The sequence below is a fragment of the Pseudomonas sp. NPDC086566 genome (assembly GCF_050280885.1).
GTDB classification, from domain to species: domain Bacteria; phylum Pseudomonadota; class Gammaproteobacteria; order Pseudomonadales; family Pseudomonadaceae; genus Aquipseudomonas; species Aquipseudomonas vlassakiae.
Genome location: NZ_JBNNWD010000003.1, coordinates 223409 through 250097 on the forward strand (window position 1 = coordinate 223409; position 26689 = coordinate 250097).

Consider the following 26689-nt stretch of genomic DNA (forward strand, 5'->3'; position numbering starts at 1 on the left):
TCCCCAAGTGCTGCGTGGGTCCCTTTTAATTTCCAGCTGGCGGCCCTTGTGGCCCGCTCGACAGGAGTTCGACATGTCTGAAGTACGTCATTCGCGCGTCATCATCCTCGGTTCCGGCCCTGCCGGTTACAGCGCTGCGGTCTACGCCGCCCGCGCCAACCTCAAGCCACTGCTGATCACCGGCATGCAGGCGGGTGGCCAGCTGACCACCACCACCGAAGTCGACAACTGGCCGGGCGACCCCCACGGCCTGACCGGCCCGGCCCTGATGCAGCGCATGCAGGAACATGCCGAGCGTTTCGAGACCGAGATCGTCTTCGACCACATCAATGCCGTCGACCTGGCCAAAAAACCGTTCACCCTGGTGGGTGACAGCGGCCAGTACACCTGCGACGCGCTGATCATCGCCACCGGCGCCAGCGCCCGTTACCTGGGCCTGCCATCGGAAGAAGCGTTCATGGGCAAGGGCGTTTCGGCCTGCGCCACCTGCGACGGTTTCTTCTACCGCAACAAGCCGGTCGCCGTGGTCGGCGGCGGCAACACGGCCGTGGAAGAAGCACTGTACCTGGCCAACATCGCCAGCAAGGTGACCTTGGTGCACCGCCGTGAAACCTTCCGCGCCGAGAAGATCCTGGTCGACAAGCTCAACGCCCGTGTCGCTGAAGGCAAGATCGAACTCAAGCTTAACGCCACCCTGGACGAAGTGCTGGGTGACAACATGGGCGTGACCGGTGCGCGCCTGAAGAACAACGACGGCAGCAGCGACGAAATCAAGGTCGACGGCGTGTTCATCGCCATTGGCCACACCCCGAACACCTCGCTGTTCGAAGGCCAGCTGACCCTCAAGGACGGCTACCTGGTGGTCAACGGCGGCCGTGAAGGCAACGCCACCGCCACCAACGTCGAAGGTGTGTTCGCTGCGGGCGACGTGGCCGACCACGTTTACCGTCAGGCCATCACCTCGGCTGGCGCTGGCTGCATGGCGGCACTGGACGTCGAGCGTTACCTGGACGGCCTGGCCAACGCCTCGTTCTGATTCAGGCAAAGAAAAACCGGCCGATTGGCCGGTTTTTTTTAGCCTGCGATTCGCTTACAGGCTCAGGCGCATCGACAAATCCACGGCCTTCACATCCTTGGTCATGGCGCCAATCGAGATGTAGTCGACACCGGTCTCGGCAATCACGCGCAAGGTGGTTTCGTTGACCCCGCCACTGGCTTCCAGCTTGGCCTTGCCTGCGGTGATACGCACAGCTTCGCGCATCTCGTCCAGGGTCAGCTCGTCGAGCATGATGATGTCCGCGCCCGCACTCAGCGCCTGGCGCAGTTCGTCAAGGCTTTCCACTTCGATTTCCACCGGCTTGCCGGGGGCGATGCGGTGCGCTGCGGCCACGGCTTCGGCCACGCCACCGCTGGCGGCAATGTGGTTTTCCTTGATCAGGAAGGCGTCGTACAGGCCGATGCGATGGTTGTGGCAACCGCCGCAGGTGACCGCGTACTTCTGGGCCAGGCGCAGGCCCGGCAGGGTCTTGCGGGTGTCGAGCAGCTGCACCTGGGTGCCTTCGACCAGGTCGGCAAGCAAGCGGGCGCGAGTGGCCACGCCCGACAGCAGCTGCAGGAAGTTCAGCGCGCTGCGCTCACCGCTGAGCAGCGAACGGGCCGGGCCCTCGAGGTGGAACAGCGGCTGATTGGCGGTGGCGCGCTCGCCATCGGCAACCTGCCAGTGCACCGCCACGCGCGGGTCGAGCTGACGGAACACGGCATCGACCCAGGCGGTGCCGGCGATCACGCAGTCTTCGCGGGTGATGATGGTGGCCTTGGCCAGGCGCTCGGCCGGGATCAGCTGCGCGGTAATGTCGCCACTGCCGATGTCTTCGAGCAGTGCGCGGCGCACATTGGCTTCGATCTCGGCAGTCAGGTCGGCAAGGCGTAGGTTCGGCATGGTCGGCTCCACAAGCTAGGTGCCGGCGATTATAGGGCAGGGGGGCGGCGCCGTGTACAGCTGCCGTGCAGGTGACCTTTGGTCAGGCCGCGTGAGCATTTGCCTGAAACCGCGGTCATTAATCGGCCGGCGAAGAGTGCTGGCAGCTATCGGCATTTTTATCGATAATGGCGCCCAACATTTGGCGTCATAGCTTTGACGATTTCTCGCCGTATCGATTACGTCACCCAGCAAGGAGTCCGGGATGCAAAAAGAAGGCAAGGTGGTGCCCCTTTCGGCCGCCATCGATCGGGGCGCTCGCACGCCTTTGCCTTGCCTTCCGGTGTTGCTCCTGCAGGTGCGTGACAAGGCCGCGCTGCAATTGCGTCAGGGCCTGCAGGCGCTGTTCGACAATGCCGACGATATGCTGTTCGAAATGGCCGATCGGGCGCTGGACCGGTTCGACCAGAACCTCTACTTCGAGGCCATGCGCGACCTGCGCCTGAAGCGCAAGCACATCGAACGCGGCTTTCTCGACATCTTCTACGACACCTTCGCGCGGATCGGCCAGTTCGACCCGCTGGGCCAGATGGGGGCGAAAAACAAAGCGCAAAAGGAGCGTACCGCTGCCGTCGATGGCATGGTTGCCCGCGTACTGTCGCGCGATGGCGTCGCCCTCGAGCAATTGGGCCAGCGTTTGCAATGCCTGCTCTCGCGCAGCTTCGACGAACAGCAGAACCCGTTCGGGCCTGCTGCGTTGTGTGGTTACTTCCTCGATGCCGGGCGCAATCTGGGTGTGGGCCTGCGGGTCAAGCTGATTCTCCTGAAGCTGTTCGAGCGTTATGTGCTGCGTGACGTCGACGTGCTTTATGCGCAAGCCAACCAGTTGCTGGCCGCTGCGGGCGTGATGCCGGAGCTGCAAGCGGCACCACGGCGGCGCGCCGAGGACCGCCGCCTGGGTACGCGACGCGTGTCGGCCAACCTCGAGGCCGATGCGATGGGCGCGGACAGTGCCGGGCAGGCCTTCATGCAGTCGCTGGAGGGCCTGCTGGCACCCTGCAGAGGCCGGGTCGCTCCGCGCCTGCAAGCCGCCGCCGCCGCCCAGCCGATCAGTACGGCCGACCTGCTGCGCCTGCTTTCGCACCTGCAGCACTACGTGCCGGCGACGACCGACGATGACGATTTCGACCTGGAGCAGCAGCTTGAACAGCTGCTGCTGCGGGTCAGCGTGCGCAGTGGCACCCGCCGGCGCATCGCCTGCGCTGACGAGGACACGATCAACCTGGTCGGGCTGCTGTTCGCCTGCATCGCTGCCGACGACAACCTGCCGCAGAGCCTGCGCGCACTGATCGTTCGCTTGCATATTCCGCTGCTAAAGGTAGCGCTGCTGGACAAAAGCCTGTTCAGCCGCGCCAGCCACCCGGCGCGGCGCCTGCTCAACGAAATCGCCGCTGCTGCGATCGGCTGGGAAACCGGCAGCGAAGGCATGCGCGACAGCTTGCATCTGCGCGTGGAGCGCATCGTCCAGCGCTTGCTCAACGATTTCACTGAAGACACCACGCTGTTCGCCGAGCTACTCCATGATTTCCTCGCCTTCAGCCAGGACGAGCGCCGGCGCAACGAGCTCCTTGAGCAGCGCACACGCGATGCTGAAGAAGGACGCGCCCGTGCCTTGCAAGCGCGTCAGCACGTGCAGCAAGCGCTCAACCAGCGTCTGCGCGGGCGCACCCTGCCGCAGGGGGTGGTGCACATGCTGGTGCACGCCTGGAGCCAGGTCCTGCTGATGGCCTGGCTCAAGCAGGGCGAAGCGTCCCCAGCCTGGCAGCAGGGGCTGCGGACCATGGATACCTTGCTGGCCAGCATTGCCCCGCATCAACAGCCGCAGGTGTTGTTGCAACAAGTGCCTGGCCTGCTCAAGGCCCTGCGTGACGGCCTGGCCAGCGTGGCGCTGGACTCGGCTGCCACCCGCGAGTTCTTCCTGCAACTGGAGCAACTGCACTTGCGTGCCTGCGCGGGGGCCGACCAGCCAGCCGGCAGTGGTGAACTGGCTGAAGTGCTGGTGGCCGAGGACATCGTGCTGGCCATCGCCGAGGAGTCCGTCTGCGCACCGCTGCTTCAACGCGATGAGCAAGCGCCAGAGCTGCGCCTGGTGCAGCGCCTGCGGATCGGTACCTGGGTGGAAATGCTCGATGACGAAGAGCCGCTGCGCTGCAAGCTGGTGGCGCGCATCGACAGCAGCGACCGGCTGGTCTTCGCCAACCGCACCGGGATGAAGGTGCGCGAATGGAGCACGGTCGGCCTGGCGCAGGCCTTGCGCCGAGGCGAGGCGCGGTTGCTGGATGATGGCCTGCTGTTCGAGCGGGCCCTGGAAACCGTGCTCGAAGGCCTGCGTCAGCAACAGCTGAATTGAGCCGACGGCATTACAATCATTCACATGCACTGCGGCCCGTGCGCAGGGCATACTGCAGCTCTGTACCGGTGTTTTCAGGATCTGCCCCCATGCAATTGGACCGTGCCACTGGCTGGTTCCACGGAAACGGAATCACTCACTGCCCTTCGCCGAACTTCAACGCCCGCCCGCAGGGTGAAGCGATTTCCCTGCTGGTGATCCACAACATCAGCCTGCCGCCAGCCTGCTTCGGTACCGGCAAGGTGCAGCAATTCTTCCAGAACCGCCTGGACCCTGACGAACACCCTTACTTTGCCAGCATCAGCCACCTGACGGTGTCGGCGCACCTGTTCGTCGAACGCGATGGTGCGGTGACTCAGTTCGTGTCGCTGCTCGACCGTGCCTGGCATGCCGGTGTATCGAGTTTCGACGGGCGTGAGGGCTGCAACGACTTTTCCATCGGTATCGAGCTGGAAGGTACCGACGACCTGCCCTATACAGATGCCCAATACGCGGTGTTGAGGCACCTGACCCGGCAGATCCAGGCCGCCTGGCCGGTGATCGACCTTGAGCGTATCCAGGGCCACTGTGACATCGCTCCGGTGCGCAAGACCGACCCCGGCCCGGCGTTCGACTGGGCGCGTTACCGCAAGGCGTTGAAGAACAACGAGGACGACGCATGAGTTTTCTGGTGCTGTTACTGGCGCTGTGGGTAGAGAAGTTTTCTGCCCTGCGCCATCAGGTACAACGGGACGGTTTCTTCCTGGGCGAGCTGGTGCGCCTGGAGCGCAGCGGCAAGGTGCATCCCGGGTGGACGCTGGCGGTCCTGGTGCTGGCACCGGTGGCGCTGCTGGTGCTGTTGCTGCACGTGCTGGACCCGGTGGCCTACGGTTTTCTGGCTTTGCCAGTGCATCTGCTGGTGCTGATCTACAGCCTGGGGCGCGGCGATGCCAAGCGTTCCCTGGGGCCGTTTCGCGATGCCTGGAGGCGTGGCGACGACCAGGCCGCGCTGCATGTGGCCGAACGTGACCTGGGCCTGGCGGCCGACGAGCCGCACAGCTTGCTGGTCCGTGTGCAGGGTTACCTGTTGTGGCAGGCCTACCAGAGCTTTTTCGCGGTGATCTTCTGGTACTTCGTGCTTGGCCCAGGCGCGGCCCTGGCCTACCGCCTGCTGGCGTTGACGGGCGAGCATAGCCGCCAGCCTGCGCTCAAGGCCCGTGCCGAACAGTTGCGGCACATCATGGACTGGCTGCCGGTGCGCGTGCTGACCCTGAGCTTCGCGCTGGTCGGCAACTTTGTTGCGGTGATGCGGGTGATGCTGCACGAGTTGCTCAACTGGCACATCAGCGCCGGGCACCTGGTGGCCAGGGTCGGGCGCATCGCCGATGACGTTCCCGACGACATCCCCAAGGAACAGGACCCACAACGCGGCCTTGGGCGGCTGGACAGCCTGTGGGCGTTGCTGCTGCGCTGCGCGGTGTTGTGGTATGCAGGGTTTGCCCTGTGGACAGTCCTGGTCTGAGTACCTCGGCAGGCAGCGATTAACCTTAAGTTACAAACCTCCGATTCGATCTGCGTTATACAGGTGGCCGAGTGCTATCTCTGCAGAACAACAAGAATCCATGGAGGTGCCCCGTGAAGCGTCTGCTCTACCCGGCCATCGCATTGATGAATCGGCTGAGCTTCGGCCAGAAGTTCAGCCTCATCAGCGTCCTGTTCTTCCTGCCCATGCTGGCCACCAGTTTTTATCTGGTGCGCGATGCCTACCAGCAGTTCCATGCCACCCGAGTCGAGTTGCAGGGCATTGCCCCGCTGGGGGACAGCCTGACCCTGCGCGCCGACCTGGAAGCGCTGGGCAACCTGTTGCAGATCAATGCCGGGCTCGGCCAGTCGGGCCAGGCCGGGGATGTAGAAACGCAGATCGCAGCGTTGCAGGACCAGCTCCAGGCACAGCTGCACAGGCTGCAAGGCGATGAGGCGGTGCCGCCAGGCAAGCTCGAGGAGTTGACTGCGGCATTTGTCGCCGCCCGGTCGGAGTCTTCGTTGCAAAGCAAGGCCGCCCTGTTCGACAAGCTGCAGGCCCAGGGCCAGCTGCTGGGCAAGCAGGTGGCCAGCCAGGCTGGCTTGAGCCAGGACCGCCAGGCTTCGGTACGCCAGTTGAGCGAACTGCTCGGGGTTGCCACGGCGCAGGTTACCCAGACGCTGGGAGAGGGCAGGGCCTTAGGCTCCATTGCGCTGGGAAGGGGTTTTATCGACTCCTCGGGCAGCGCCCGTTTCGAAGACGTGCTGCAACGCCTGGAGCGTCTTGCGGCAGATTATGCCCTGCGCCTGGAGGACGCCCTGGCCACGGACCCCGGCGCCACAGCCGCTTTGAAGGTCGCAGCGCAAGCCAGCCAGGCGACGCTCAAGCAGGCCGCGTCGTTGTTCGAAGACCAAGTGGTCGTGGCGCAGACCCTCGATGCCCCATGGCCGGGGTTCTATCAGCAGGTCAGCGAACTGATGACACAAACGTATCGCCTGAACGACGCCGTACTCGGGCATCTGCAGGCGCAGCTTGAGCAACGCTTGGCCGAGCAACGCTTGCGCATGCTTGCCCTGGGTGCGGTCCTGGCCGGTGTCTTCGTGTTGATCCTGTATCTGTACGGCGGCTTCTATGTCTCGACCCGGGCAACCTTGCGCCGCTTGGGAGGCGCCATGGACAAAGTGGCGGCAGGCGACATGACGGTCAGCTTCCAGGCGCACAGCCGTGATGAACTGGGTGAACTGGGCCAGGGTTTCAGCGAGACCGTGCGGCGTATCCGCAGCCTGATCGATCAGGTCGGGCGCACTGTGGTGGCGGTCGAAGAGCAGGCCGGGCAGGTGCTGGCGGTGTCGGCGCGGAGCAATCAGGCGGTCAGTGGCCAGCGTGAACAGATCGAGCAGGTGGCCACGGCGATGAACCAGATGAGCGCCACCGCGCAGGAGGTGGCGCGCAGTGCCGCGCTGGCGGCCAACGGCGCGCAGCAGGTCAACCTGGAAAGCGTCAGCGGCCGTACCTTGGTGGCCAGCCAGCAGCAGAGCATCGGACGCCTCGCCGAGGAAATCGACCAGACCGTGCTGGCTATCAATCGGCTGGCCGATGACAGCCAGGCCATTGGCCAGGTGCTGGAGGTGATTCGCAGCATTGCCGAGCAGACCAACCTGCTGGCGTTGAACGCCGCCATCGAAGCGGCGCGGGCCGGTGAGCAGGGGCGGGGATTTGCCGTGGTGGCCGATGAAGTACGCACCCTGGCCCGGCGTACCCAGGACTCCACCGCGCAGATCGCGCAGATGATCCAGCGCCTGCGCGACGGCGTGGAACAGGCGGTACGGGCGATGGGCAGCAGCCATCAGATGGCGGCGGGCACTGTCGATGAAGCGCGTCAGGTGCAGCAGGCGCTGGGCAACATCCTCGGGGCAGTGGGGGGTATCGTCGAGCAGAACCAGCAGATAGCCGCAGCGGTGGAGCAGCAGACGGCGGTGGCCCATGACATCGACCGCAACATCGTCGCGATCAACCGGGCGGCGCAGGATACCACCCAAGGTGCTTGCCAGGCCGAGGATGCCAGCCGGGTGCTTTCGTCGCAGGTGGTGGAGTTGAAGCGCCTGATCGGGGCGTTCAGGGTCTAACGCCGGCCTTTTGTACTCTTTACCCGCGAAAGGGCCGGCACTACCAGCCAAAAAGCTCACAGGCATTCCGGCTGCTGGCCTCAGCCAGTACTTCAGCCTCGAGGCCCATCAGCTCGGCCAGCGCTTCGGCAATCTCGGGCAGATGCTCCGGGCTGTTGCGCTGGCCGGCAAACATCGCCGGGGCCATGTCGGGCGAATCGGTCTCCAGCACGATGCTATCCAGCGGCAGGCGCGGCAGGGTCCTGTGCAGGCGCAACGCTTGCGGCCAGGTCGCTGCACCGCCCAGGCCAAGCCGGAAGCCCAGCCTGATGTACTCGCGCGCCTCTTCGTAACTGCCGGCAAAGGCATGGATCACCCCTGCACGCGCCGGCTTGTAGCGCTTGAGCGTGGCAATCACCTGGGCATGGCTGCGGCGCACATGCAGCAGGGCAGGCAGTGCGAAGTCACAGGCCATCTGCAGCTGGGCTTCGAACAGCGCCTGTTGGCGTTGCTTGTCCAGCGCTTCGAGGTAGTAGTCCAGGCCGAACTCGCCAACCGCGCACAGCCGTGGGTCGCCATGCAGGCGCTGCAGCCATTCGCGCAGTTGCGTCAGGTCCTCCGGCCGGTGCTGCTCAAGGTAGACCGGGTGCAGCCCCAGGGCCGCATGTACTCCGTCTTCGGCGCAGGCCAGGTCCCACACTCGCTGGAAATTCGCCTGGTACACCCCAAGCACCACCATGCGCTCCACCCCGCGCGCCGCCGCGTTGGCCAGCAGGCGGGAGCGGTCCGCGTCGAAGTCGGGGAAGTCCAGGTGGGTGTGGGTGTCGATCAGGCGCATGGTCAGGCCGCGCTGATGCGTTGCTTGAAGGTTCGGCCAATGGCGTGCACGCCTGGCTCGTAGCGCTTTTGCTCGATGGCGGCCAGGGCCAGCTCCAGTGCGGTGGCGGCGATCAGGCCGTGCTGCTGGGCCATGGCGTTGACCGGCAGTGGCAGGAAGTCGAGCAACTGGTTGTCACCGAAAGTGCCCAGGTGCAGCTGGCGCGAATCGGCCGGGCGCGTCTGCAAGGTGTCGAACACCCCTTGCAGCAGCACATAAGAAGTCGTCACCAGGGCGTCCGGAAGGCCACCTTGCTCGTCGATCAGCTGCTGCATCAGGCGTTGTCCGCATTCACGGCTGAAGCTCTCGCCCTGATAGCGGCGGATCACGCCACCGAAACCTTGCATGGCTTCGTCGAAACCACCGGCGCGGGCCTGGCTGACCGACAGCTCCGGGCGGGCACCGATCAGTGCAATGCTTTTCGGCGCGGTGGCCAGCAGGCTGTCGGCCAGTTGGCGGCTGGCATCGCGGTCGTCGCTGATCACCGAGCAGAAGTGCGCCGGGTCCAGGCGCCGGTCGATGGCGATCACGGGCAGGCCTTTGTCCTGCAGCTCACGGTAGCTGTCGTCCGCTGGCGGCAGGCAGCTGGCGACGAACAGGGCATCGCAACGCCTGGCGCGGAACAGCTGCTGCAGCTGGCGCTCACTGTCGGGCTGGTCGTCGCTGCTGGCGATCAGCAGCTGGTAGCCACGGGCGCGGGCGCCTTGTTCCAGCTGTTTGGCGATGCGGGCATAGCTGGGGTTCTCCAGATCCGGGAGAATGAAGCCCAAGGTACGGGTGTGGCGGCTGCGCAGGCCGGCTGCTTGCGGGTTGGGCGTGAAGCCATGGGCCTCGACCACCGCACGCACCCGCTCGACAGTGCTGTTGCTGATGCGCTGCTGTTCGGCCTTGCCATTGATGACATAACTGGCAGTGGTCACTGACACACCGGCCAGACGGGCGATATCGCTGAGTTTCACCGAATTTTCCTTGTTATTACCGGGACTGGCTACGGACCAGGACCGGGTAGTTTGACCCGGGTTGGCCGCCACGCGCAGACGACCATTGTCGCAATTGTCCGACAGGATGGGGCTTTTTCCCTTGAAGATTATCGAGTAACGTGGCCGCTTGGTCAGATTAAACGTTTCAGCTATTGATTTTTCTGCCTCGACGGTCGGCCTCGCAAGGCTGTCGAACTGGCTGATTCCGTGAATATCACAACAATACCTCAGTACCCGGCAGCCAAACCAAGCCGGGGCTGCAAAAGGAGAAGGTCATGCTCGAGCTCGTCAAAGAGCAGATAGCCATGGGCCAGAAGGCCGCCGATAAGTCAGCGGCGCTGCGCCTGCTGGCGGAGCAGCTGGTTGCCGACGGCCTGGTTGCCGAAGGCTATCTCGACGGCCTGCAGGCGCGCGAAGCGCAAGGCTCGACGTTTCTTGGCCAAGGCATCGCCATCCCCCACGGCACCCCGCAAACGCGAGAGCTGGTGTTCGCCACCGGCGTGCGCCTGCTGCAGTTCCCTGAAGGTGTCGACTGGGGGGATGGCCAGATCGTCTACCTGGCCATCGGCATTGCCGCCCGTTCCGACGAACATCTGCGCCTGCTGCAACTGCTGACCCGTGCCCTCGGCGAAACCGACCTGGCCGAGGCGTTGCGCCGGGCCAGCTCTGCCGAGGCGTTGCTCAAGCTGCTGCAAGGTGCGCCGCAGGAACTGGCGCTGGATGCGCAGCTGGTCGGCCTGAACCTGCCGGCTGAAGATTTCGACGAGCTGGCCTGGCGCGGTGCGCGTCTGCTGCAGCGCGCCGGTTGTGTCGACAGCGGCTTCGCTGCGGTGCTGCAACAGGCCGCCCCCCTGCCGTTGGGTGAGGGCTTGTGGTGGCTGCACAGCGAGCGCCAGGTGCGTCAACCGGGCCTTGCCTTCATCACTCCGCAGCAGCCCCTGCGTTATCGTGACCAGCCGCTCAATGGCCTGTTCTGCCTGGCCAGCCTCGGCGCGGCCCATCAGGCGCTGCTTGAACGCCTGTGCGAAGTGCTGATCGAAGGCCGTGGGCAAACCCTCTACCAGGCCACCAGCAGCCGCGCCGTACTGGAGGTACTGGGCGGCGAGGCACCGGCTGACTGGCCGAGTGCGCGGATCGTGCTGGCCAACCCGCATGGGCTGCACGCTCGCCCGGCGAAGGTGTTGGCGCAACTGGCCAAGGGCTTTGAGGGCGATATCCGTCTGCGCGTGCTCGACAGCGCGCAGCCGGCGGTGTCGGTCAAGAGCCTGAGCAAACTGCTCAGCCTCGGCGCCCGCCGTGGTCAGGAACTTGAGTTGACCGCTGAATCGTCGATAGCCGCCGATGCCTTGCCAGTGCTGCTGGCAGCGATCGAGCAAGGCCTGGGCGAAGCGGTTGAGCCGCTGGTGCCAAGCGCCAGCGCAGTCGTTGCCAGTGCGGCCGCACCGCTTCAGGCGCCTGCTGCCGGCAGCTGGGTCCAGGGCGTCAGTGCATCACCCGGTATTGCCAGCGGGCCGGCGCATGTCTGCGTTGAACGCGATATCGACTACCCACTGCGTGGCGAGTCGCCCGCTCAGGAGCGTTTGAAACTCCGCGATGCACTGGATGCCGTGAACGGAGAATTGCAGACGCTGGTGCAGCGCAGCGACAAGTCGATTGGCGAGATATTCGTCACCCACCAGGAAATGCTCGCCGACCCGGCCCTGAGCGACGATGTCGACGCCCGCCTGGCGCAGGGCGAGAGCGCGGCCGCCGCCTGGATGGCGGTGATCGAAGCGGCGGCGCGCCAGCAGGAAGCGCTGCACGATGCGCTGTTGGCCGAGCGCGCTGCCGACCTGCGCGACATCGGCCGCCGTGTGCTGGCGCAGTTGTGCGGCGTGCAGGCTCAGGCCGAACCGGAACAACCCTACGTACTGGTGATGAGCGAGGTAGGACCCTCCGATGTCGCCCGCCTGGACCCGGCCCGTGTCGCCGGCATCGTTACCGCCTACGGCGGCGCCACCGCGCACAGCGCGATCGTGGCCCGTGCCCTGGGTATCCCGGCGGTAGTCGGCGCGGGCCCGGCGATCCTGCTGCTCGCTTCCGGCACCCCGCTGTTGCTCGACGGCCAGCGTGGCAGGGTCAGCATCGCACCGCCGGCCGACCAGCTGCAGCGCGCCCTGGCCGAGCGTGACCTGCGCGAACAACGGCTGCAAGCCGCGTGGGCCCAACGCCATGAGCCGGCGGTAACCCGTGATGGTCATGCCGTCGAAGTGTTCGCCAATATCGGCGAGAGCAGTGGCATCGACAAGGTGGTGGACCAAGGCGCCGAAGGCGTTGGCCTGCTGCGTACCGAGCTGATCTTCATGGCCCACTCGCAGGCACCCGACGTGGCTATCCAGGAAGCCGAGTACCGCCGCGTGCTCGATGGCCTCGGCGGCCGGCCACTGGTCGTGCGCACGCTCGATGTGGGCGGCGACAAGCCATTGCCGTACTGGCCGATCGATGCCGAGGAAAACCCGTTCCTCGGCGTGCGCGGCGTGCGCCTGACCCTGCAACGCCCGCAGATCATGGAAGACCAGTTGCGCGCTTTGCTGCGCGCCGCCGATCAGCGCCCCTTGCGCATCATGTTCCCCATGGTCGGGCAGGTCCACGAATGGCGCGAAGCGCGTGCGATGGTCGAGCGTCTGCGCCTGGAAATCCCGGTCGCCGACCTGCAGGTCGGGATCATGGTCGAGGTGCCCTCCGCCGCCTTGCTGGCGCCACAGCTGGCCCGTGAAGTGGACTTTTTCAGTATCGGTACCAACGACCTGACCCAGTACACCCTGGCCATCGACCGTGGCCATCCGAGCCTTTCTGCCCAGGCAGACGGCCTGCACCCGGCGGTGCTGAGCCTGATCGACATGACCGTGCGCGCCGCCCACGCCGAGGGCAAGTGGGTAGGTGTATGCGGTGAACTGGCTGCCGACCCGCAAGCGGTTGCCGTGCTGCTGGGCCTGGATGTCGACGAGCTGAGCGTGGCTGCCCGCAGCATTGCCGAAGTCAAAGCCCTGGTGCGCCAGGCTGATCACCAAACGGCCCGCGCCCTGGCGCGCGAGGCCTTGCAACAGGACAGCGCCGCGGCGGTTCGCGCGCTGGTGGAGCGTTATTGATGGCCAAGATTCTCACCCTGACCCTGAACCCGGCGCTGGACATCACCGTCAGCCTCGACGCCTTGCGCCCAGGCCACGTCAACCGTGCTCAGGCCCAGCAAAGCCACGCTGCAGGCAAAGGCCTGAACGTGGCCCAGGTGCTGGCTGATCTGGGCCACAGCGTCACCGTGGGGGGCTTTCTGGGCCGCGACAACCTGCAACCGTTCGAAGCGCTGATCGCCCGGCGCGGGTTTGCCGACTGCTTCGTGCGAGTGGCCGGTGAAACCCGCAGTAACCTCAAGCTGGTCGAGGCCGATGGCCGGGTAACCGACATCAACGGCCAGGGGCCGGAGGTCGACGATGCCGACCGCGCCGAGCTGCTGAGCCGCTTGCAGCAGGTAGCGCCCGGGCACGACGCGGTGGTGGTCGCGGGCAGCCTGCCGCGCGGGATCAGCCCCGAGTGGTTCGTCCAACTGCTTGAACAGCTGCGCCAGCAAGGGCTCAAGGTGGCGCTCGACAGCAGTGGCGAGGCGTTGCGTGCTGGCCTGCAGACTGCCCCCTGGCTGGTCAAACCCAATACCGAAGAGTTGGGCGAAGTGCTCGGCCTGGCCGTGCAAACCACCGCCGAGCAACGTGCCGCGGCCCAGCAACTGCTGGCGCGTGGGGTGGAGCATGTGGTGGTGTCGGCGGGCGAGCAGGGCGTGAGCTGGTTCGCCGCTGGCCAAGCGCTGCAGGCGCGGCCGCCGCAGGTGCGGGTAGCCAGTACCGTGGGCGCGGGAGATTCGCTGGTCGCGGGCATGGTCCATGGCCTGCTGGCGGCGGAAAGCCCGCAGCAGACCCTGCGCCGCGCCACTGCCATCGCCGCACAGGCCGTGACCCAGGTCGGCTTCGGCATCTGCGACCGCGAGCAGCTGGTGCACCTTGAAGCCGCCGTGCAACTGACAGAACAACAAGAGGGTTGCCGATGAACATCGCCATCGTCACCGCCTGCCCCAACGGGCAGGTGTCCAGCGTACTCAGTGCCCGCCTGCTGGCGGCTGCCGCCCAGCGTCGCGGCTGGAGCACCAGTGTCGAAGTGCAGGATGCCGAACATCCTGAACGCCAACTGACGCCTGCGCAGATCGCCGAGGCCGATTGGGTGCTGGTGGTCAGTACCGGCCCGGTTGAGCTTGCGCGTTTCACCGGCAAGCGCGTGTACCAGAGTACCCCGGCCCAGGCCCTGGCCGACCGCGAGGGCTTTCTCGAGGAGGCGGCAGGCAAGGCCGAGGTGCTGTCCGCGCAAGCGGTTAGCGTCGCCCCTTCAGCGGCTGTACGGATTGTCGCGGTGACCGCCTGCCCGACCGGTGTGGCACATACCTTCATGGCTGCCGAAGCCTTGCAACAGGCGGCGCAACAACGCGGTTACCAGCTCACTGTCGAGACCCAGGGCTCGGTCGGTGCGCGCAACCCGCTGTCGGCCCAGGCCATCGCGGAGGCTGATGTGGTGCTGCTGGCGGCGGACATCGAGGTACCGACGGCACGCTTTGCGGGCAAGCGCATCTACCGTTGCGGCACCGGTATCGCGCTGAAGCAGGCCCATGCGACCCTGGAAAAGGCCCTGGTCGAAGCCAAGGTTGAAAATGTCGGGGATGCGGCGTCAGCGGCACCGGCCAAGGGCGAGAAAACCGGCGTCTACAAGCACTTGCTCACCGGTGTCTCGTTCATGCTGCCGATGGTGGTGGCGGGTGGCTTGCTGATTGCCCTGTCGTTCGTGTTCGGCATCGAGGCCTACAAGCAGCCAGGCACCCTGCCGGCCGCGTTGATGCAGATCGGTGGCGAGGCGGCGTTCAAGTTGATGGTGCCGCTGCTGGCCGGATACATCGCCTGGTCCATCGCCGACCGCCCGGGCCTTGCCCCGGGCATGATCGGCGGGCTGCTGGCCAGCACCTTGGGTGCCGGTTTCATTGGCGGCATCGTCGCCGGTTTTCTCGCCGGCTACAGCGCCAAGGCCATCGCCCGCTGGGCGCGCCTGCCGAGCAGCCTGGAGGCACTCAAGCCGATCCTGATCATCCCGCTGCTGGCCAGCCTGTTCACTGGCCTGGTGATGATCTATGTGGTCGGCCAGCCGGTGGCGGCGATGCTCGAAGGCTTGACGCATTTCCTCGACAGCATGGGCACCACCAACGCCATCCTGCTTGGGTTGCTGTTGGGTGGGATGATGTGCGTGGACCTCGGCGGGCCGATCAACAAGGCCGCCTATGCCTTCTCGGTGGGGCTGCTGGCCTCTTCGAGCTATGCGCCGATGGCGGCGACCATGGCCGCCGGCATGGTCCCGCCGATCGGCCTGGGCATCGCCACCTTCCTCGCCCGGCGCAAGTTCGCCCAGAGCGAGCGCGAGGCGGGCAAAGCGGCGTTGGCGCTGGGGCTGTGCTTCATCTCCGAAGGGGCGATTCCGTTCGCGGCCAAGGACCCGTTGCGGGTGATCCCGGCGAGCATTGCCGGTGGTGCATTGACCGGCGCGCTGTCGATGTACTTCGGTTGCAAGCTGATGGCGCCGCATGGCGGGCTGTTCGTGTTGCTGATCCCCAATGCGATCAACCATGCATTGTTGTATCTGCTGGCGATTGTGGCGGGGAGCCTGGTGACTGCCGTGGTGTATGCAGTGATCAAGAAGAGCGAGCAGGTGGAGTTGGCTGTTGCGCCGGTGGAAGGCTAGAGCCTTCTGTTGGCATTGCCGGCCTTATCGCGGCTGAAGCCGCTCCTACAGGGATTAGCGTTATACCTGTAGGAGCGGCTTTAGCCGCGAAGGGCCATGACAGGCTAGCGCCGATGCTTCTGCCGCAACGGCACCAGCAGATCGCCCAGGCCGTTATGGTCGATCTCGTGCATCAACGCCAGTAACCCACCCAGCTCCCCCGCCGGAAACCCTTTGCGTGCGAACCAGGCCAGGTAGTCCCCTGGCAGGTCGGCAATGATCCGTCCCTGGTATTTGCCAAAAGGCATGCTGCGGGTAACCAGCAGTTCAAGCATTTCCGGTTTCATCGATGAAGCCTGGCAGTGAATGAGCGGCGACCATACTGCAATCTGCACGACTACCCAAGCGGCAATCATGCATAACGCCGTTTCGCTCTTCGCTGGGCTATTTTGTAACTCACTGATTTAAAAGGATTTAATTCTATTGCTTGGCTTGGCATGAAGGCTGCTCTGGTAAAGGGGACTATCACCTGCCAAGGAGTTTGTGCCATGAGCAACCCCAACAAAGACGTGATCGACGTGCTCAACGACCTGGTCGAGTACAGCAAGGATGGCGAAAAGGGCTTCAAGGCCTCGGCCGATGATGTGAAGAACCCGGAACTCAAGGCGTTCTTCGTCCAGCGTGCCGGTGAATGCGCCAATGCCGCAGCCGAGCTGCAGAGTGAAGTGCGCCGCCTGGGCGGTGACCCGGAAACCTCCACCAGCATCAGCGGTGATCTGCACCGCGGCTGGGTCAATCTCAAGTCGTTGGTCACCGGCAAGGATGAGGAAGCGGTGCTCAATGAAGTCGAGCGCGGCGAAGACCATGCCCTCAAGGCCTACAAGGAAGCCCGTGAGAAACTGGTCAAGCTGGGCCGCCAGGCCAGCGATCAGAGCTACGCGTTGGTTGAAAAGCAACTGCAGGGCGTACAGCGCAACCATGACCAGGTGAAGGCGCTGCGCAATGCGGCCCGCGCACGCTCCTAATCGAGTGGCCCCTCTACCCGGTTACGGCCATTGGCCTTGGCCCGGTAGAGGGCTTCATCCGCAGCACCCAGCACCTGCGCCAGGTCCTGCTGGGTGCCTGGGGTGAAGACACTAACCCCGATGCTGACGGTGACCGAGCGCGTATCGTCGCCGAATGGCGCCAACCCTTCCACGCGCGCGCGGATGCTTTCAGCCAGCAGCAATGCGCCATTCAGTGTGGTTTCGGGCAAGACTACCTGGAATTCCTCTCCGCCATAGCGTGCCGCCAGGTCAGCAGGGCGGCGGATGCTCTGTTGCAGCGTGTTGGCCACCTCGCGTAACGCGTGGTCACCACCAGCGTGGCCGTGACGCTGGTTGAATGCCTTGAAATGATCGATATCCACCATCAGCACTGCCAACGGTTTGCGGTTGCGCAAGGCACGTGACCATTCCTGGCGCAGCACTTGATCCAGCCGGCGACGGTTGGCCAGCCCGGTCAGGCTGTCCGTGGCGGCAAGGGTCGCCAGGCCTCGTTCAGCCTCGTGGCGACGGCGCAATTCGCGCCCCAGCAGCAAGGTCAGCCAGAGAATGCCGATACACAACCCACCGGTCGCGACGCTGACCAGAATCGCAGTACGCCGCCATGACTGGAACACCTCGTCCGCAGAGTGCACCACCAGCACGATCAGCGGCAGGTCGGCGACCCTGGCGAAGGTGTAGATGCGGGCGGAACGGGTGCTGCCGGAACGGGCGGTGAAGCTGCCACTGTGCTCGCTGAGAATGCGCTTGAAATTCGGCCGATCCCGGTAGTTCGCACTAACATCCGGATCGAGTGGCCGCGAAGGCTCGCGGGCGAGCAGGAGTCCGTCGACATTGAACAGGTTGATGCTGCTCTCTTCGCCGATATCCAGGCGGCGGAACAGCTCGCTGAAATAGGAAAGGCGCAGGGCGCCGATGGCGAGCCCGGCAAATTCGCCCTGCGGCCCATTGATACGGCGGCTGAAGCTGATACACCAGCCCATTGCGCCCAAATGGTCCTTGAAGGGCGGCCCTACCAGCAGGCCAAGGTTCGGATCCTGCACGTGTGCCTGGAACACCCGGGTGCCGGCCAGGTTGGCCTTGCGTGGCACGGCGTTGTTGGAATCACCGACCACATCGCCTTGCTTGTCCAGCCACAGTACATCGCCGCGCTTGCGGTCGACGAAGGCTTCATTGAATAGCAGACGCTGGCGCAAGGGGCTGGAGATCTCCTGCAGGTCCTTGCGGCTGACAGCCCAGATCAGGCCCTTCAACGACTGGTCGTAGAGTTCGACATTGCGCAGGATGTCGCTTTCGATCAACTGCACGAGGTTATTCGACGAGCGAATCGCCGACTGCTCGACGCTGTCGCGTTCGCGGGCCAGCAAGTAGCTGACGATCGTCACGATGGCGAGCACGGCGAGGCAACTGCCCAGGTTGAGGATCAGCTCGGGGTGCGACCTGTAGAGTGCGAAACGCGAAGATCGAGTGGGCATGCGCGCTACTGCTGGGGCAGGGCCATTTGCGGCGGTCGACATTCTAGGGAAGCGCGGATTGTCGAACAAGATTTGTCCGACGGAATCGTGTGGCGGTGAGTTGTACTGTGGGAGCGGGCTTGCCCCGCGAACACCGGCAGAGCCGGTGCCATGCAACGCGTTGCCTGCTTCGCGGGGCAAGCCCGCTCCCACAGAGGACTGCGATTTCAGATCAGAAGATGTTCAGTGGGTAATCGACGATCACCCGCACTTCATCGTTGTCGCTGTTGCTGTCGATCGAGGCATAGCCCTGGCTGCCACGGTGGGTGGCGTAGCGCAGCTGCACCGCCAGATCCTTCAGGTCGCCTTCCTGGAACACATACTTCACATCCAGGTCCCGCTCCCAGTGCATGGCGTTCTTGCCATCGGCGCGGTAGTAGTCGTAGTGGCTGGTGTCCTGGGTGGCCTTGGTCAGGTCCGCCTCACCGCGCGAGTACGACAGCGAGGTGCTCAGGCCCGGGATGCCGATACCGGCGAAGTTGTAGTCGTATTGCAGCTTCCACGACCGCTCGTTAGGGGCGTTGAAGTCCGAATACATGCGCGAGTTGTCCAGGTACACGCTGTCGCCCAGGTTGATGTAGTCGAACGGCGTGTTGCCGTTGACCCGCTGGTAGGCGGCAGTGACGCTGTGGTAACCGGCGTTGACCGTGAAGTGCAGGCTGTAGGTGTTGTTGTCGATCTTGCCCAGCAGCGCCTGGCCGGTGTCCTGGGTGTGATAGAAATGCACGCCTGGGTTGAGGCTGACCAGGTCGTTGACTACGTAGGTGTAGTCGAAGTCGGCGTAGTACTGGTTCCAGATGTCCTTCAGCTCGGCCGCGTACAGGTTGGTGGTGATGTTCTCGGTACCGCTCCACGACGCGCCCGCCCAGTTCAGGTGCTTGCTTTTGTCGTGTTCGTCCAGGGAGCCGTAGTAGGTGTCGATGCGACGGTGGCCGCTCTGGTTGTACGGGTGGGTGAAGCTGACCTGGCCGCCTTCGAGCAGCAGGCCGTCGACGCTGTGGTTGGTCAGGCTCACGCCGCGGAAGGTCTGCGGCAGCATGCGGGTCTCGCCGCCGGCGATCACCGGGTTGGTGATGAACAGGTCACCGGCTTTCAACTCGGTGTCGAACGCCTTGAGCTTGACGGCTGCACCGGCGGTGGAGAACGAGTGCGGGGCAGCGCCCAGTTCACCGTTGTCCTTGATGTGCTCGGGCAGGATGCTGGTACCGGCATGGCCGCCACCGCCGTCGAGCTTCAGGCCCAGCATGGCATGGGCGTCGAGGCCGAAGCCGACCACGCCCGGGGTGTAACCGGACTCGAAACGCGCTACCGCGCCCTGGCCCCACTCGCGGGTGTCGCGCACCCCGGCGTTGTGATTGTCGCGGTTGAAGTAGGCGTTACGAAAATGCAGGTTGAAGGACGAACCTTCGATGAAGCCATCAGCCTTGTCTTCATCTGCCTGGGCGGCGACGGGGATCGTTGCAGTCAACGCAATGAACAGCGGGGTAAAACGAAACGCGGAAGGCACCGGTACTAGCTCCTTTGGTCTGGCGGTGGGGCAGTTTTTATTTTTGAATGTGCGTCTTGTTATAGGGGTACGTTACGGCGGGGGCTGAGAGTTGGCGCACATAAAAAAAGCCGCTGATCGGCAGCGGCTTCAAAAGGCTAACATATCGGCACCGACGGTGCCCATGGCGTAGCCAAGGGAAAACGGGAGCGGGTACGACCCGCGATCAGCTGTCGGCATTGGCGTCGCTGGAAATTTTTGAGGCTGTCTGTTCTGCGTCTTTGCCGACGTCGGCCTTGTTTGCAACGGCTTCGCGGGCGTCTTGGTGAACAGCGGCAAGTTCTGCAGTGCGAGCAACGAAAGCCGGGGATTCTTCGGCCATGGCCAGGGGCGACAACAACAGGGACGACAGAACGAAAACGCTGGCAATACCCATACTGTTGGACATGTTTAAAACTACCTTCTTGCGGTGCAAGTGCTATGAGGACGGGGGTAAAGTTAGTCCGTTCAATGCCTTGGAAACAGCGTCTTTGGCGATAAGCACTGTTGCGCAAAAAGTAATTATCGCTACTCAAGCAATTAGACTTTGGCCGGAAACCCGCGTCCTTGACCACTTGGCAAGCGAATGCCAAAGGTGTTGGCACCGGCAGCGCTACGCACGAAAACCTCCCCGCCATGCATCAACGCGATCGCCTTGACGATTGCCAACCCCAACCCGTGGTTGCCGCCGCCACTGTTGCTGCGCGCCGCATCCACCCGATAGAACCGCTCGAACAGCAGCGGCAGGTGCGCATCATCGATGGCCGGCCCGGGGTTGCTCACGGCGATGCTGACCTGTTCAGGGCTTGCCTCGATATGAACATGAATGGCCTGGTGCGGCGCCGTGTGCTGCACGGCGTTGTTCAGCAAGTTGATCAACGCCCGGCGCAGCTGGGCCTTTTCGATGGGCGCATAGGCGTCGCCGCTGACGGTGACGCTGACCTGAGCATCTTCGAGGATGTAGTCGAGGTAATCGAGGGTGGTGGCCACTTCCTCGGCCAGCGAGGCCTGGGTCAGGGCGGTGGCCTTGCTGCCCTGGTCGGCGCTGGCGAGGAACAGCATGTCGTTGATGATGCTGCGCAGGCGCTCCAGCTCTTCCAGGTTCGATTGCAGCACTTCGAAGTAATGCTCCGCACTGCGCCCGCGGGTGAGGGCGACCTGGGTCTGGCCGATCAGGTTGGTCAGCGGCGAGCGCAGCTCGTGGGCAACGTCGGCGTTGAAGGCTTCAAGCCGCGAATAGGCCTGGCTGACCCGGTCCAGCGCGGCATTGAAGGCACCGGCGAACTGCGCCAGTTCCGGTGCCAGGTCCTGCGTCTGCAAGCGACCGTCCAGACGCGGCGGCGCCAACGCCTGGACTTCATTGGACAGCGCCCGTAGCGGTCGCAGGCCGATGCGAGCCACCCAGTAACCCAGCACCGAAGCCAGCAGCACGCCGAGCACCGCCAGGCCGACAATGGCCACCAGCAGGCTGTGCTGGGCCTGCCAGAAGGTTTCGGTGTCGATGCCGATCAGAAAACGCAGCGGCGGGCGCTCGCCCAGGGCCGGCAGTTCGCTGACCAGCACCTTGTACGGGTAGAGGTGGTCGGGCAGGTGCAGGTCGCGCATGCCGGGCGGGCCTTCGGCAAAGGCACGGACCAGTTCGCTGGGGCGGCCATATTCGTAGGCCGGGTTGCTGCTGACCACCCAGAAGCGGATGCGCTTGTCTTCCTCGCTGAGCAGGTTGAGCTTGTTGTTGATCTTGGCCCAGTGCTCAGGTGTGCCGAAGCGGTTGAGGGTGGACTCGAGCACGCTGAATCGCGCATCCAGTTCGGCCGCCGGCAGCAGGTCGAGGCTGCGGTCGACCTGGCGGTACAGCGCCGAGCCGATCAGCACGAACACCCCGAGCGCCACCAGGATGAACAGCGCCGACAGGCGCAGGGCGATGGAGTTAAGCGGCGCGGTTTTCCAGGACATAGCCCATGCCTCGGATGGTGTGCAGCAGCTTGTTGTCGAACGGCCCGTCGAGCTTGGCGCGCAGGCGCTTGATCGCCACCTCGACGACATTGGCGTCGCTGTCGAAGTTGATGTCCCAGACCAGCTCGGCGATAGCGGTCTTGGAAAGGATTTCGCCCTGGCGCCGGGCCAGCACGCTGAGCAGCGAGAATTCCTTGGCGGTGAGTTCCAGGCGCTGGCCGGCGCGGCTGGCCTTGCGCGCCATGAGGTCGATCCACAGGTCGCCGACCTGGATCTGCAACGGTTCGTGGGTGCTGCTGCGGCGTGTCAAAGCCTGCAGCCGGGCGACCAGCTCGAGGAACGAGAACGGCTTGCCCAGGTAATCGTCGGCGCCTTCACGCAGGCCGTGGATGCGGTCTTCGACGCGCTCGCGGGCGGTGAGCATGATTACCGGCGTCTGCTTGCGCGCCCGCAGTGCGCGCAGCACGCCGTAGCCGTCCAGGCCCGGCAGCATCACGTCCAGCACGATCACTGCGTAGTCGCCTTCCAGGGCCAGATGCAAGCCGTCGATGCCATCGCGCGCAAGGTCGACGGTAAAGCCCTGCTCGGTCAGGCCGCGGTGCAGGTAGTCGGCGGTTTTTTCTTCGTCTTCGATGATCAGCACACGCATGGTCTTGTCCTAACTGGCACTTGTCGCCGCCGCACGGGCGGCCTGGCGGCGATGGAACAGGCGCTCCAGGGCCAAGTATATGACCGGGGTGGTAAACAGTGTCAGCGCCTGGCTCACCAGCAAACCGCCGACCACTGCGATGCCCAGTGGCTGGCGCAGCTCGGCGCCGGCGCCAAAGCCGAACATCAGCGGCACCGCGCCGAGCAGGGCGGCGAGGGTGGTCATGATGATCGGCCGGAAGCGCGTCAGGCACGCCTGGTGAATCGCCTGCTCGGGTGTCATGCCCTGGTGGCGCTGGGCTTCGAGGGCGAAGTCGATGAGCAGGATGCCGTTCTTCTTGACGATACCGATCAGCAGCACCACGCCGATCAGGCCCATGATGCTGAAGTCCTGGCCCAGGGCCCAGAGCAGTATCAAGGCCCCGAGCCCGGCCGAGGGCAAGGTGGAGATGATGGTCAGGGGATGAACGAAGCTCTCGTAGAGCACGCCGAGGATGATGTAGACCGCCACCAGCGCGGCGAGAATCAGCCAGGGTTGGCTTGCCAGCGAACTCTGGAAGGCCTGGGCCGCCCCCTGGAAGTTGCCACTGATCGAGTCGGGCATGCCCAGTTCGCGCTGGGTGCGGTCGAGGATCGTCACCGCATCGCCCAAGGCCACGCCGGGGGCCAGGTTGAACGACAGGTTGGCCGCCGGGAACAGGCCGTCGTGGCTGATCGACAGCGGGCCGGTACTGGGTGGCTCTACATGCGCCAGGGCCGACAACGGCACCATCTCGTTGGTCAGCGGCGAGCGCAGGTAGAAGAAGTTCAGGCTCTCGGCTTTGCCGCGCTGCTTTGCGTCCAGTTCAAGGATCACTTTGTACTGGTTGGTCTCGGTCTGGAATTCGCTGATCTGCCGCTGACCGAAGGCATCGTACAGGGCCTGGTCGACATCCGTGGTGGTCAGGCCGAAACGCGCCGCGGCCTGGCGGTCGATGTCGATGCGGGTGACGCTGGCGCCCAGTTGCAAGTCGTTGGACAGGTCGCGGAACACCGGGTTTTCCCGCAGGCGGTCGGTCAGGCGCTGGGTCCACAGGTTCAGGGCCACGCCGTCGTTGCTCTTGAGCACGTATTGGTACTGGGTGCGCGACGGGCCGGAACTGAGGTTGATGTCCTGGCCGGCACGCATGTACAGGACGATGCCCGGTACCTGGGCCAGTTTCGGCCGCAGGCGGTCGATCAACTCGCTGGCCGACACGTCGCGCTCACCGCGTGGCTTGAGGGCGATCCAGAAACGGCCGTTGGCGATAGTCTGGTTGCTACCGGTGACGCCCACCGAATGCGAGTATGCCTGCACCGCCGGGTCGTCGCCGATGATCTTCGCCAGTGCCAGGTGTTTCTCGACCATCGATGGGTACGACACGTCCGCCGCCGCCTCGGTGGTGCCAAGGATGAAACCGGTGTCTTGCAGCGGGAAGAAACCCTTGGGGATAGCGACATAACCGACCACCGCCAGGGCCAGGGTCACGCCGAACACGCCAAGGGTCAGGCGCTGGTGGGCGAGGGCACGGTTCAGGCCCTTTTCGTACCACTTCACCAGGCGCTCGCCGACGCCACCGTGGTGCTCGCCGGGCGGGCGGCGCATGAACAGCGCGCACAAGGTCGGCGCCAGGGTCAGCGACACCATCACCGAAATCAGGATGGTCGAGGTGGCCGTCAGGGCGAACTCCTTGAACAGCCGGCCGACCACGCCGCCCATGAACAGCAGCGGGATGAACGCGGCGATCAGCGAGAAGCTGATCGACACCACGGTGAAACCGATTTCCCCCGCGCCCTTGAGCGCAGCCGTGCGGCTGTCGTCACCGGCCTCCAGGTGTCGGTGGATGTTCTCCACCACGACGATGGCGTCGTCCACCACGAAGCCCACCGAGATGACGATGGCCACCAGGGTGAGGTTGTTGAGGCTGAAACCCAGCACATACATCAGTGCGCAACTGGCGATCAGTGACACGCCGAGCACGCTGGACACCACCAGGGTTGCCGACCATTCGCGCAGGAACAGCGCCATCACCCCGATCACCAGGGCCACGGCGGTCATCAGGGTCAGCTCCACCTCGTGCAACGAGGCGCGGATGGTCTGGGTGCGGTCCTGCAGCACCGACACTTCGATGGAGGCCGGGAGCATTTCCTGCAGCTTGGGCAACGCCGCCAGCACCCGGTCGACGGTGTCGACGATATTCGCCCCGGGCTGGCGGAACACCACCAGGTTGAGCCCCGGTTGGTCGCCGGACCAGGCTTTGACATAGGCGTTCTCGGCGCCGTTGATGACCTTGGCCACGTCCTTGAGGTGCACCGGCGCGCCATCGCGGTACGAGACGATCAGCTGGGCATAGTCCTCGGGGTGGAACAGCTGGTCGTTGGCGGCGAGGGTCGAGACGCTGTGCTCGCCGTACAGCGCGCCCTTGGCCAGGTTCAGGCTGGTCTGCTGGATGGCCTGGCGCACATCGGCCAAGGTCAGGCCGATGGCGGCGAGTTTTTCCGGCTGGGCCTGTACCCGGATGGCCGGGCGCAATTGGCCGGTGATGTTGATCAGGCCGACCCCTTCGATCTGGCTGAGCTGGCGCGCCAGCAGGGTTTCGGCGTAGTCGCTGAGGTCATTGCCGGGCATCTGCGCGGAGCTGACAGTGAGCACCAGCACCGGGCTGTCGGCGGGGTTGACCTTGCGCCAGGTCGGTGGGTTGGGCAGGTCCTGGGGCAGTCGTGCGGTGGCGGTGTTGATCGCCGCCTGCACTTCCTGAGCGGCGGTGTCGATGTTCTTGTCGAGGGTGAATTGCAGGATCAGCGTGGTCGAGCCCAGCGCACTGCTGCTGGTCATCTGGGTCATGCCGGGGATCGCGCTGAACTGCACCTCCAGTGGCGTGGCCACCGACGACGCCATGGTTTCCGGGCTGGCACCGGGCAGCTGAGTGGTGACCTGAATGGTCGGGAAGTCCGCCTCGGGCAGCGGTGCAACCGGCAGCCTCGGGAACGCGATGGCGCCAAGCAGCACCAGGGCGAAGGTCAGCAGCAGGGTGGCGACCGGGTGGTCGATGCACCAGGCGGAAACACCGTTGCGGGTATTCATGGCTGGCTCCTGCGGTCAGCCATTTCCGCCGGTGGCGGTGCGTCCGGGGTGACCTCGACCCGCGAACCGGGCTTGAGCCGTGACTGGCCGTCGAGCACCAGGCGCTCGCCCGGCTTGACCCCGGCGATGATGTTGAGACCGCTGTCCTGGTACACCACCTTGACCGGCACGGCGGTAACCTTGTCACCGTCCAGGCGGTAGACGAAGTGCCCGTCGACGCCGCGCTGCACCACTGGCGGCGGCACCACCAGCGCGTTTTCATCGACTGCGGTACGCAGGCGGATGGTGACCAGTTGCCCTGGCCACAGGTGGCCGTCCTTGTTGTCGAACTCAGCCTTGACCCGCACCGTGCCGGTGTTGGCCGAGATCTGGTTGTCGATCAGTGCCAGGTGGCCTTCGCCGAGCAGGTTGCGTTCGCCATCGGCGTCCATGTAGGCCTGCACCAGCGCCGGGGTTGGCGCCTTGAGCAAAGCCTGCAGGGTTGGCAGCATCTGTTGCGGCAAGGCGAACTCGACGGCGATCGGGTCGATCTGGGTGACGCTGAACAGGCCCTGGGTATCCGTGGTGCGCACCAGGTTGCCGGGGTCGACATTGCGGATGCCGACGCGCCCGGTCACGGGTGAGCGGATCTGCGTGTACGACAGTTGTACTTCGGCATTGGCGATGGCCGCCTGGTTGCCCCTGACCGTGGCCTGCAGCTGGTTGACCAGTGCCTGTTGCTGGTCGAGGGTCTGCTTGGACACGCCATCGTCGGTGCTGAGCAGGCGGTAGCGCTTGAGGTCGACGCCGGCCACCTGGATCTGCGCCTGGCTCTGCCCGAGCTGGGCGCGGGCCTGGTCGAGGCTGGCGCGGATCGCCCGGTCATCGAGGGTGGCAAGCAGGTCGCCTTCCTTCACCCACTGGCCTTCTTTGACCAGCACTTGGGTCAGCACGCCTTCGACCTGTGGCCGTACTTCGACGCTGTGCAGCGACAGCACCGAGCCGATGGCGCTGGCGTAGCGCGGCACGTCCTGCTGGGCAACGCTGACCACGCGTACTGGGATCGCCGCTTGCACACGAGGTGGGGTGGTTGGCTGGCGCTGGCCATACCAGGTACTCACGGCCACCACGGCGAGCAGCGCCAACGCGGCGAGAAGCATGGAACGGGAAGGACGTCGCATCGGCGCGGGCACCTTGGCCAAGGGGTGGGGAACGGAGGTGTGTATTGGAGTTTATAGCGCTGTGACCGGGTCGGCAGCGTGACCGCTGGCTGACAGCGGTGACAGGTTGGGGGGCCTGCCTTGAGCTTTGTGGTGGTGCGGATATCGAGCGCCGCCCGCGCGGCGCATCGC

20 protein-coding genes are annotated in these 26689 nt (G+C 64.8%); 9 read left to right on the plus strand and 11 right to left on the minus strand.

All coding sequences use genetic code 11. The features are described from left to right. The first annotated feature begins 73 nt into the window (after positions 1–73). Positions 74–1036, plus strand: a complete 963-nt coding sequence (gene trxB / locus ACQKPS_RS08300) for a thioredoxin-disulfide reductase (protein WP_054887507.1) — start codon at positions 74–76, stop codon at positions 1034–1036. A gap of 54 nt (positions 1037–1090) precedes the next feature. Here the strand turns inward: trxB and nadC are convergent, their stop codons facing one another. Further along, positions 1091–1939, minus strand: a complete 849-nt coding sequence (nadC, locus tag ACQKPS_RS08305; protein WP_427603579.1) for a carboxylating nicotinate-nucleotide diphosphorylase — start codon at positions 1937–1939, stop codon at positions 1091–1093. A 244-nt stretch (positions 1940–2183) separates the two neighbouring features. On the opposite strand from nadC, the gene ACQKPS_RS08310 reads away from it, so the two are divergent. From ACQKPS_RS08310 to ACQKPS_RS08325, 4 genes are all read left to right on the plus strand, one after another. Continuing rightward, positions 2184–4328 carry a DUF1631 domain-containing protein gene (locus tag ACQKPS_RS08310; protein ID WP_427603581.1) on the plus strand — a complete coding sequence of 715 codons (2145 nt, stop codon included), beginning with the start codon at positions 2184–2186 and terminating at the stop codon, positions 4326–4328. 89 nt (positions 4329–4417) lie between these two features. Then, on the plus strand, positions 4418–4990 hold the full coding sequence (gene ampD, locus ACQKPS_RS08315; RefSeq protein WP_254483241.1) for a 1,6-anhydro-N-acetylmuramyl-L-alanine amidase AmpD: 573 nt from the start codon (positions 4418–4420) through the stop codon (positions 4988–4990). Further along, positions 4987–5829, plus strand: a complete 843-nt coding sequence (gene ampE, locus ACQKPS_RS08320) for a regulatory signaling modulator protein AmpE (protein ID WP_254483243.1) — start codon at positions 4987–4989, stop codon at positions 5827–5829. Before ampD ends, ampE begins: the two co-directional genes overlap by 4 nt. 1421 nt (positions 5830–7250) lie before the next feature. Next, on the plus strand, positions 7251–7955 hold the full coding sequence (locus ACQKPS_RS08325; protein WP_427603843.1) for a methyl-accepting chemotaxis protein: 705 nt from the start codon (positions 7251–7253) through the stop codon (positions 7953–7955). A 40-nt stretch (positions 7956–7995) separates the two neighbouring features. On the opposite strand, the gene ACQKPS_RS08330 is transcribed toward ACQKPS_RS08325, so the two are convergent. After that, entirely contained in the window at positions 7996–8772 is a 777-nt protein-coding gene (locus tag ACQKPS_RS08330; RefSeq protein WP_427603583.1) for a TatD family hydrolase, read from the minus strand. A 2-nt stretch (positions 8773–8774) separates the two neighbouring features. Next, on the minus strand, positions 8775–9770 hold the full coding sequence (gene cra, locus ACQKPS_RS08335) for a catabolite repressor/activator (RefSeq protein WP_254483246.1): 996 nt from the start codon (positions 9768–9770) through the stop codon (positions 8775–8777). Positions 9771–10066: 296 nt separating this feature from the next. On the opposite strand from cra, the gene ptsP reads away from it, so the two are divergent. From ptsP to ACQKPS_RS08350, 3 genes are read left to right on the plus strand one after another with little or no spacing between them, the layout of a single operon-like run. Beyond that, a complete protein-coding gene (ptsP, locus tag ACQKPS_RS08340) occupies positions 10067–12919 on the plus strand; it encodes a phosphoenolpyruvate--protein phosphotransferase (protein WP_427603584.1) in 2853 nt (950 codons plus the stop codon). Beyond that, on the plus strand, positions 12919–13866 hold the full coding sequence (gene pfkB / locus ACQKPS_RS08345; RefSeq protein WP_427603585.1) for a 1-phosphofructokinase: 948 nt from the start codon (positions 12919–12921) through the stop codon (positions 13864–13866). Before ptsP ends, pfkB begins: the two co-directional genes overlap by 1 nt. Continuing rightward, positions 13863–15593 carry a PTS fructose-like transporter subunit IIB gene (locus ACQKPS_RS08350; RefSeq protein ID WP_427603587.1) on the plus strand — a complete coding sequence of 577 codons (1731 nt, stop codon included), beginning with the start codon at positions 13863–13865 and terminating at the stop codon, positions 15591–15593. Before pfkB ends, ACQKPS_RS08350 begins: the two co-directional genes overlap by 4 nt. Positions 15594–15697: 104 nt before the next feature. On the opposite strand, the gene ACQKPS_RS08355 is transcribed toward ACQKPS_RS08350, so the two are convergent. Beyond that, the gene (locus ACQKPS_RS08355) at positions 15698–15919 is read right to left on the minus strand and encodes a DUF3820 family protein (protein ID WP_132846455.1); all 222 of its coding nucleotides are present in this window, start codon (positions 15917–15919) and stop codon (positions 15698–15700) included. 201 nt (positions 15920–16120) lie between these two features. Between ACQKPS_RS08355 and ACQKPS_RS08360 the strand changes: the two genes are divergently transcribed. Continuing rightward, positions 16121–16597 carry a ferritin-like domain-containing protein gene (locus ACQKPS_RS08360; RefSeq protein WP_176506826.1) on the plus strand — a complete coding sequence of 159 codons (477 nt, stop codon included), beginning with the start codon at positions 16121–16123 and terminating at the stop codon, positions 16595–16597. Here ACQKPS_RS08360 and ACQKPS_RS08365 read toward each other — a convergent pair. The 7 genes from ACQKPS_RS08365 to ACQKPS_RS08395 form a co-directional block, all read right to left on the minus strand. Then, positions 16594–18090 carry a GGDEF domain-containing protein gene (locus ACQKPS_RS08365; protein ID WP_283723983.1) on the minus strand — a complete coding sequence of 499 codons (1497 nt, stop codon included), beginning with the start codon at positions 18088–18090 and terminating at the stop codon, positions 16594–16596. The two genes, ACQKPS_RS08360 and ACQKPS_RS08365, sit on opposite strands and share 4 nt — an antisense overlap. Before the next feature lie 211 nt (positions 18091–18301). Then, positions 18302–19636 (minus strand): OprD family porin, encoded by a 1335-nt coding sequence (locus ACQKPS_RS08370; RefSeq protein WP_283723984.1) that lies wholly within the window; start codon positions 19634–19636, stop codon positions 18302–18304. A gap of 205 nt (positions 19637–19841) precedes the next feature. After that, positions 19842–20063, minus strand: a complete 222-nt coding sequence (locus tag ACQKPS_RS08375) for a hypothetical protein (protein WP_254483254.1) — start codon at positions 20061–20063, stop codon at positions 19842–19844. Between the two features lie 131 nt (positions 20064–20194). Beyond that, on the minus strand, positions 20195–21607 hold the full coding sequence (locus tag ACQKPS_RS08380; protein WP_427603591.1) for a heavy metal sensor histidine kinase: 1413 nt from the start codon (positions 21605–21607) through the stop codon (positions 20195–20197). Further along, positions 21582–22256, minus strand: coding sequence for a heavy metal response regulator transcription factor (locus ACQKPS_RS08385; RefSeq protein ID WP_099814267.1), 675 nt, complete (start codon positions 22254–22256; stop codon positions 21582–21584). The genes ACQKPS_RS08380 and ACQKPS_RS08385 overlap by 26 nt, the downstream gene beginning before the upstream one ends. Positions 22257–22265: 9 nt before the next feature. Next, entirely contained in the window at positions 22266–25358 is a 3093-nt protein-coding gene (locus ACQKPS_RS08390) for a multidrug efflux RND transporter permease subunit (protein WP_427603593.1), read from the minus strand. Continuing rightward, on the minus strand, positions 25355–26518 hold the full coding sequence (locus ACQKPS_RS08395) for an efflux RND transporter periplasmic adaptor subunit (RefSeq protein WP_427603595.1): 1164 nt from the start codon (positions 26516–26518) through the stop codon (positions 25355–25357). Before ACQKPS_RS08395 ends, ACQKPS_RS08390 begins: the two co-directional genes overlap by 4 nt. Positions 26519–26689: the final 171 nt, after the last annotated feature.

Coding starts and splice junctions, on each gene's coding strand:
- ACQKPS_RS08390 (WP_427603593.1), bottom strand. CDS start 25,358: ATGAATACCCGCAACGGTGTTTCCGCCTGGTGCATCGACCACCCGGTC.
- ACQKPS_RS08395 (WP_427603595.1), bottom strand. CDS start 26,518: ATGCGACGTCCTTCCCGTTCCATGCTTCTCGCCGCGTTGGCGCTGCTC.
- ACQKPS_RS08330 (WP_427603583.1), bottom strand. CDS start 8,772: ATGCGCCTGATCGACACCCACACCCACCTGGACTTCCCCGACTTCGAC.
- ACQKPS_RS08355 (WP_132846455.1), bottom strand. CDS start 15,919: ATGAAACCGGAAATGCTTGAACTGCTGGTTACCCGCAGCATGCCTTTT.
- ACQKPS_RS08350 (WP_427603587.1), top strand. CDS start 13,863: ATGAACATCGCCATCGTCACCGCCTGCCCCAACGGGCAGGTGTCCAGC.
- ACQKPS_RS08310 (WP_427603581.1), top strand. CDS start 2,184: ATGCAAAAAGAAGGCAAGGTGGTGCCCCTTTCGGCCGCCATCGATCGG.
- ptsP (WP_427603584.1), top strand. CDS start 10,067: ATGCTCGAGCTCGTCAAAGAGCAGATAGCCATGGGCCAGAAGGCCGCC.
- pfkB (WP_427603585.1), top strand. CDS start 12,919: ATGGCCAAGATTCTCACCCTGACCCTGAACCCGGCGCTGGACATCACC.
- ampE (WP_254483243.1), top strand. CDS start 4,987: ATGAGTTTTCTGGTGCTGTTACTGGCGCTGTGGGTAGAGAAGTTTTCT.
- ACQKPS_RS08375 (WP_254483254.1), bottom strand. CDS start 20,063: ATGTCCAACAGTATGGGTATTGCCAGCGTTTTCGTTCTGTCGTCCCTG.
- ampD (WP_254483241.1), top strand. CDS start 4,418: ATGCAATTGGACCGTGCCACTGGCTGGTTCCACGGAAACGGAATCACT.
- ACQKPS_RS08380 (WP_427603591.1), bottom strand. CDS start 21,607: ATGTCCTGGAAAACCGCGCCGCTTAACTCCATCGCCCTGCGCCTGTCG.
- ACQKPS_RS08385 (WP_099814267.1), bottom strand. CDS start 22,256: ATGCGTGTGCTGATCATCGAAGACGAAGAAAAAACCGCCGACTACCTG.
- ACQKPS_RS08325 (WP_427603843.1), top strand. CDS start 7,251: ATGAGCGCCACCGCGCAGGAGGTGGCGCGCAGTGCCGCGCTGGCGGCC.
- trxB (WP_054887507.1), top strand. CDS start 74: ATGTCTGAAGTACGTCATTCGCGCGTCATCATCCTCGGTTCCGGCCCT.
- ACQKPS_RS08360 (WP_176506826.1), top strand. CDS start 16,121: ATGAGCAACCCCAACAAAGACGTGATCGACGTGCTCAACGACCTGGTC.
- ACQKPS_RS08365 (WP_283723983.1), bottom strand. CDS start 18,090: ATGCCCACTCGATCTTCGCGTTTCGCACTCTACAGGTCGCACCCCGAG.
- nadC (WP_427603579.1), bottom strand. CDS start 1,939: ATGCCGAACCTACGCCTTGCCGACCTGACTGCCGAGATCGAAGCCAAT.